This window comes from Cysteiniphilum litorale, from assembly GCF_003428165.1.
Taxonomy (GTDB): domain Bacteria; phylum Pseudomonadota; class Gammaproteobacteria; order Francisellales; family Francisellaceae; genus Caedibacter; species Caedibacter litoralis.
Genome location: NZ_QLIQ01000067.1, coordinates 1 through 6,607 on the forward strand (window position 1 = coordinate 1; position 6,607 = coordinate 6,607).

Here is a 6,607-nt window from a genome sequence, read left to right on the forward strand (position 1 = left end):
GTGTGGCTGATCTTCCTCTCAGAACAGCTATGGATCATCGCCTTGGTGAGCCTTTACCTCACCAACTAGCTAATCCAACGCAGGCTCATCGTACAGCGACTGCCTAAGCAACCTTTGACCCGAAGGTATCATGCGGTATTAGCAGTCGTTTCCAACTGTTGTCCCCCACTGTACGGCAGATTCCTACGCGTTACTCACCCGTCCGCCACTATCTCATTCCCCGAAAGAAACAAAACCGTTCGACTTGCATGTGTTAAGCATACCACCAGCGTTCAATCTGAGCCAGGATCAAACTCTTCAGTTTAAATCCTTAGATCACCAATTCCCGTCCTAAAACAAGAACTAACAACCTGCAAAAATTTTTGCTCAAAGTATTTAAGTATCTACATTTTATATCTCTTTAAACATCTTGAAAACCTTGCTACCAAGGCATTCTCACGAACATTCTCACTGAGAACAGGAGTCAATTCTACAGATTTTTTTTTGGTTGGCAAGCTGTTTTTTACAGTTTTTTTAAAGTTTATTTTGATTCGATACAAAGTTGATTTTTTTGTGATCAAAATCGTCTTTTCAATACATAAACTATGAGTTTAAACTTGCCCCAGCGTTCATTCACACAATATATGATTTTGCACTATACTGGCTTTGGATATCACAAAAATTAATGGAGTAATCATATGCCCGGAATATTAATCGTTTTTTTCCTACTACTAATAAGTGTTATTAGCGCATGGATGCATCGCACAATGGGGATCATATTCTTTTGCGTTTTCCTTATTGCAATGGGACTTGTATTTTTACATCACGCCACAGATCACCTTGGTTTATATTTTTAATGGCAAAAAGGAGCTTAAACATGCAACGATCAAAAATAAATAACTTCGTAAAATGCCTCAATGCCATTGAAATACTTGCCATTATCCTTGTCATCGTGATGGCTTTTTCTTTTCAATTTATATTAGGTGAACTTCCTTGCCCTTTATGTTTACTTCAACGCCTAGGGCTACTGGGTATTGCTTTCGGTTTTTTACTTAATATAAGGTATCACGTGTGCCCTGCTCACTATAGCTTATCATTGCTCTCAGCCGTACTAACTTCATTTGTTGCTATGCGCCAAATCGCACTTCACATCAATGACCCGCATGGTTATGGCTCAGCCGTTTTAGGCTTACATATGTATACGTGGGTATTTGTGCTTTGCATTATAGCTATTATTTATATTGCTATTGCACTAGGGTTATCATCACAATATGAAATCAAAGCAAACAAAGATGAAATCGCAGAAGCGAAAGACAAGAAAGTAAAAACATTTACTCACATTGTTTTTGCACTATTTGTATTTATTATAGCTGCCAATTTAATTTCTACTTTTGCCGAATGCGGATTAAGTGAATGTCCTGACAACCCAGTGGCTTATATGTTCTAATAAATACATATCAGCGCTTCATGCTGTTGTTAATTTCTTAAGATAGCTCGCCATTGGGGCGCTGTGTTTTGATTTTTGCCTTAATGCGATGTCATCTTGATCTAAATGCGCTTTTAGCAACATCTCACATTGATGCAGATGGCTTTCATATAAAAAGCGTACTGAATTGGTTTTACGCAAACCCTGTGGCGCGCCACTGATACCTTCAAAAAACCATTTATTAAGCTTAGCAACATCATTTCCCGCAACAATACTTAGCTTTGAAATAGCGCGCGTGATTGCCACATAAAACAAACGGCGTTCACTTTCTATTTCATCATTGGTAGGCGGTTTGTCTTTGAGATTACTAAAAAAGCTTTGCTCTGTCATGTCAAATAGAATGACATGCTGCCATTGCAAACCTTTTGCTTTATGAATTGAGCTAATAAGCAATCCATTTTTATCATGCTTTGATAGATTTGCCTGCACCTGTAAGGCATTAAAATGATCTAAAAACTCAGTGATTGTCTGCTTTATTTCCAAGCTAAAATTAAGCCACGCATCAGCAACATCACTATCAGTATAGACAGGACTCACTGCCGCCTTTTTTGCCAAATAGCTCGAGAGATCCAGTAGTGTATATAACATCTTAACCACCGTTGACGCTGGCGTTTTTGGCTTAACATCAAGCATGCTTTGCCAAAGCTCAAGACGCTCTTTAATGCGCGATACTTGATGAAACGGCAGATCATATTGTTGCTTGAAGCTTTGCAAGGCAAGCATTGGTTTTAATGCATTTACGCTGAGCAACTCGCTTAAACACTCCAGTTGCGAGATATTTAGATATAAGCCAGGAAGCGATAGCATTTGCATGATTTTTTCTTTGCGTACCTGCTCTGGGAATTGCTGAAAATATTTCCCCCTATCCACTAAAGATAAATAACCAAAAATCGATTGTGTTAGTGGCAGTTTAAATACGCTTTGACCATCGGCAATATGGTAATCTAGACCTTCTTGCAAACAAGATAGCTCTAGCAGCACGCCCGAACTATACTTTCTAACTAAAACCGTAACATCCTTAAGCTTATATTCACCATCATGAATGCTTTTTGCAACCTCTTGAATCAGTAACTTTAATTTATTTTTACTGATGATATTCACATCGGTTTTTTTTGCCGCTTCAGGTGCTGAGAAACATAATGTTTTTAATCGTTGTTTATTATGTTGAATCACTTCATTTGCCATGACTGATAGCAAATGCCCATAACGAAAGGTTAATGATAGAGTATATGTTTTAGCGTTTTTAAAATCTTGCGCAAAACCCTTAAGCATATAAAATGGTCGAGAACCACGCCATTCATAAATTGTTTGATCGATATCACCAACTGCCATTACCGATTGAGCATTGTTTGAAATCAATTTAAGCAAAGATTGCTGTACATCATTAATATCTTGATACTCGTCAACTATGACATAGCGATAGCGGTTACCAAAGCGCGCCGCTAGTGCTTTATTAGCACTCAATATTTTCATAGGTTCATATAGTAAGTCATCAAATGTACGCCAGCGATAATGTGCTCTTAGCTGTTCATAGAAACGAAAAAAGCTTTCCACTTTACCTTGCTCAGATAGCTCTATTTGCTTAAGCACCTTTTTAAGATCCAAGCTTGATTTCAAAAGCCCGATATATTGTTGATAACGATCAATAATCTCCGGTGTTATTAGCCCCTTTTCATTAAGGAGCTGATTAGTTTTCTGCAGTGCTTCTCGCACTAACTTCTCAAGTGTACTTTTTTTATCGATTAATTGTGCTGCTGGCAATAGTCCTTTTTTCTCTAAAAAACCAACTGTTTTAAGTCCTAATGCATGAAAGGTCTTGATATCTATAGCTGCACTAATGTTGAGCGCGTTTAATCTTCGCGTGAAGTCATTTGCTGCGGATTTATTAAACATAAGCACCAAAATCTCACTGGAATTCACCGCATTTTTTAGTAAAAACTCAATGCGAGCAATTAAGGTTTGTGTCTTACCACTACCAGCAACGGCAGAGACTAATGCATGCTGAGATAGATTATGCTCAATAATCGCCTGCTGTTCAGGGGTATAGCAAATGGTTGTCATCTTATTCATTAGTTAATACTTTTTCGCTTCTTATCTTTCACGCTATTTTTGCTAATGCTAACAAGCTTACCAATTATTAAAAAAGTGAATGATTTGAATGATATTAACAAGAATGCAACGATATGTTTTATTGCCATAGAGATGTCGCTAAATAAGCAATGCAAGTAACTTGCCAACGTTAAGGTTTTTTCCTCTTTCACAAAAGAGCGCATCGCATACAGCATGAGACAAAAAACAAAGATAGCTAAAACCCAACTAACAAAATAAGCAAACGCAATACGATACGCTCCCAAGTAGATATAACTTAAATAGGTGATCAATAGCAATATCAGCAAAACAGCTGCACTCTTAGCAATAGTCACGAATAAGGCTCCTGTTAACAATAGACTCGCATTGTAACTAAGTTTTTGGTAATGAAACAGTAATTCCCGTTGCATGTGAGCAAGTTATTACAATGAAAGGTTTAAGTACGCATGCAAATATTATCAGGTATTTTTTGGATTCTCGGATCAAGTCCGAGAATGACCACAAATCGTCATATTCGGGCTTGACCCGAATATCCATTATTACCAAAAAACTATTGTTTAGGTACCTAACGTTATCTTCCGCCTTAGAAAGCAGCAAGATAACAACGTTTTTTCTTGTTACCTATACGTTACCTACAGTTTAAGATTCATCTTGGAAGCTTCGCAATTAATTTCTCTGTAAAGCCTATGGGGAAAGGGTTTAAAGGTGGTGGGTCCTGCAGGACTCGAACCTGCGATCAGAATGTTTTTTAGTGTGAGGGGATTTTTAAATCGACTTATGGCATGGTGATTGGCAGGCTATAAGTGCAAACAAAACAACGAACCAATCACATGGAAGATTATAACGATAAACCAACAAGATTTATAAGCGAATTCATTAATTATTTAACACAAGCAATACCCATCAGATCAATTCCGACTTTTATTGAATTACTCGTAGGCTGCATGCTGAGCTCACAAGGCTTTGTTAGTGAGGCATATCTTGCCTCAGGATGTGTTAAGCACTGGGGAAGCTATTATAAATGGATAGAGAAAGGTCAGTGGTCATGGTTAAATCTATCAAGACAACTGATTGGCTTTATTTTGCGGCAGTTTCCAGCACGTTGGCGTTTTTGGGTAATTGACGATACCTTGGTTTTGCGTTTATCAACAAAAGCCCCCTCAAGTCAAACGCATTATGATCACAGTCATAAAGGGAATCGCCCTCATTATGTTCGAGGACAGTGTTGGGTTGTATTAGGTTGTGTGCTTGGTGGATTATCACGACTTATTGGCATACCTGTTTTAGCACGCCTAAGCAAAGTCTCTGGCAATACAAATAAGCTGGACATTGCATGCACATTGATTAGAGCCGTGTCCTCATTTTTCTGTAAACAAGATGTGCTGCTATTGGATTGTTGGTATATGAAAGCAAAAGTCATACTTTATGCGCTTCAACATGATCTGATCGTCATCGGTCAAGCGCGAATTGATACCGCATTATATTTTGTGCCAGTGACAGTAACTAAGCGACGTGGACGTCCGCGTAAGTATGGTATTAAAATTGAGAATGGTGACATACAAAGTATGAGAAAGCAGTATATTACGGCGAGACTATATGGTCGCAAACAGCGATTGAGATATTGCGAAATAGCGGCAGTTGCTAGATTTTTAAATGGTCGAATCGTTCGAGCTGTTTGGTGTGAATTTGAATTAACCGATGGTGTTTGGTCAAAACCACGTCTACTGTTATGTAGTCATGCTGAAGTCAGTGGTGTTGATGTCATTTTAGGCTATGCCCGACGCTACTATATTGAGCCTGTCTTTGACGATGTGAAGAACAGATGGGGTTGGAAAAATGCTTGGCAACAAACCAGGCAAGTATTACATCGTTGGACGCATTTGATCTTTGCAGCCTATGCGCTACCAAAATTACTTATTTTGAAGCTTGCTGAGTGGAAGTTTGATCTTAATGTTATTCCTTGGAGGCAGAATCAACCGATGACGGCTGGGTTAGTACGAATATGGCTTTGGCGTATTTTTTCGCAGTTCGAAATTCGGGCTGCATGGTGTGCAAAAGCAAGAAAATTCACTATTCCAATTTCGCATATAAATCGTGGCAGGCACAGAAAAGTAGATAAAGCCGCTTAAAAGCATAGTTGCGTGAGCTAGCAATTAGATCGACTGATTGATAATTTAATGTTTAAAACTCTAAACTTCAGTATATCAGTCTACTGGAAGATATTGCCAAACGCGAGGATTGGCAATACACACTTTATGACAAAGAAAGCTTGGCTCAAATGGGTGCTGGTGCCTTTAGTGCGGTGGCACGTGCCTCGGAAGTTGCAGGCATTGTAAAGCTAACGTATACGCCTAAAGACTATAACAAAACAATTGCGCTTGTTGGCAAGGGAATTTGTTTTGACACCGGTGGCGTGAGCCTAAAGCAACCACAATATATGTATGGCATGAATGACGATATGATGGGCAGTGCGGTTGCTGTTGGTAGCTTACTGTCATTAAGCCTTTTGCAAGTCCCTTATCAAGTACATTGTTACCTTGCAATTACCAATAACAACATTGGAGAACGTGCTTTTTTGCCCAATGAAGTTGTCACCGCATTAAATGGTAAAACCATTGAAGTGGTTGATACGGATGCTGAAGGGCGTATGGCTTTATCTGATACATTATGCTTGGCAAGCCAAGACAAACCTGAGCTCATTATTGACTATGCAACATTAACCGCTGCAGCGGTACGCGCACTGGGCACTGAGTATTCTGCAATTTTTAGCAATAACTACGACTGGCAACCAAATTTAGTTAACCTGAGTTCGGAATTAAAACCGTTGATTTAAAAGGGGTTTATGGTGTTAAAATAAGTAATTCTTATGGTAATTTCTCAAGATCAACATGATAGAACTACTTATTTCAACATTTTGCCGCATAGACGACTTTTGCATTATCTATGAAAAGCAACTTAAACTCAAACAAATTGGCATGGATAGAAACAGAAAATATGGCAAAGCGCAACAGTTAGCAGTGAGTGAAATTATGACAATTCTTATTATGTTTCAGA

General features: G+C 38.6%; 6 protein-coding genes and 1 rRNA gene. 4 read left to right on the forward strand and 3 right to left on the reverse strand.

The genetic code is table 11. The features are described 5' to 3' along the window. Positions 1 to 304, reverse strand: a 16S ribosomal RNA gene (locus tag DNJ75_RS13795); the annotation flags it as partial. Positions 305 to 677: 373 nt separating this feature from the next. Between DNJ75_RS13795 and DNJ75_RS15745 the strand changes: the two genes are divergently transcribed. Further along, positions 678 to 836, forward strand: a complete 159-nt coding sequence (locus DNJ75_RS15745; protein WP_191092797.1) for a DUF5993 family protein — start codon at positions 678 to 680, stop codon at positions 834 to 836. Positions 837 to 856: 20 nt separating this feature from the next. Then, complete coding sequence (locus DNJ75_RS13800; RefSeq protein WP_117004027.1) at positions 857 to 1,426, forward strand: disulfide bond formation protein B; 570 nt, start codon at positions 857 to 859, stop codon at positions 1,424 to 1,426. Between the two features lie 18 nt (positions 1,427 to 1,444). Here the strand turns inward: DNJ75_RS13800 and DNJ75_RS13805 are convergent, their stop codons facing one another. Together DNJ75_RS13805 and DNJ75_RS13810 are read right to left on the reverse strand one after the other, a co-directional pair. Further along, on the reverse strand, positions 1,445 to 3,535 hold the full coding sequence (locus tag DNJ75_RS13805) for an ATP-dependent helicase (protein ID WP_117004028.1): 2,091 nt from the start codon (positions 3,533 to 3,535) through the stop codon (positions 1,445 to 1,447). Next, on the reverse strand, positions 3,535 to 3,888 hold the full coding sequence (locus DNJ75_RS13810; RefSeq protein ID WP_117004029.1) for a hypothetical protein: 354 nt from the start codon (positions 3,886 to 3,888) through the stop codon (positions 3,535 to 3,537). The genes DNJ75_RS13805 and DNJ75_RS13810 overlap by 1 nt, the downstream gene beginning before the upstream one ends. A 495-nt stretch (positions 3,889 to 4,383) precedes the next feature. Between DNJ75_RS13810 and DNJ75_RS13815 the strand changes: the two genes are divergently transcribed. Together DNJ75_RS13815 and DNJ75_RS13820 are read left to right on the forward strand one after the other, a co-directional pair. Continuing rightward, positions 4,384 to 5,682: an IS701 family transposase gene (locus DNJ75_RS13815; protein WP_117004030.1), complete on the forward strand. Its 1,299-nt coding sequence runs from the start codon at positions 4,384 to 4,386 to the stop codon at positions 5,680 to 5,682. Positions 5,683 to 5,774: 92 nt separating this feature from the next. Continuing rightward, positions 5,775 to 6,386, forward strand: a complete 612-nt coding sequence (locus tag DNJ75_RS13820; RefSeq protein ID WP_224742316.1) for a M17 family metallopeptidase — start codon at positions 5,775 to 5,777, stop codon at positions 6,384 to 6,386. Positions 6,387 to 6,607: the final 221 nt, after the last annotated feature.

Coding starts and splice junctions, on each gene's coding strand:
- DNJ75_RS15745 (WP_191092797.1), top strand. CDS start 678: ATGCCCGGAATATTAATCGTTTTTTTCCTACTACTAATAAGTGTTATT.
- DNJ75_RS13800 (WP_117004027.1), top strand. CDS start 857: ATGCAACGATCAAAAATAAATAACTTCGTAAAATGCCTCAATGCCATT.
- DNJ75_RS13805 (WP_117004028.1), bottom strand. CDS start 3,535: ATGAATAAGATGACAACCATTTGCTATACCCCTGAACAGCAGGCGATT.
- DNJ75_RS13815 (WP_117004030.1), top strand. CDS start 4,384: ATGGAAGATTATAACGATAAACCAACAAGATTTATAAGCGAATTCATT.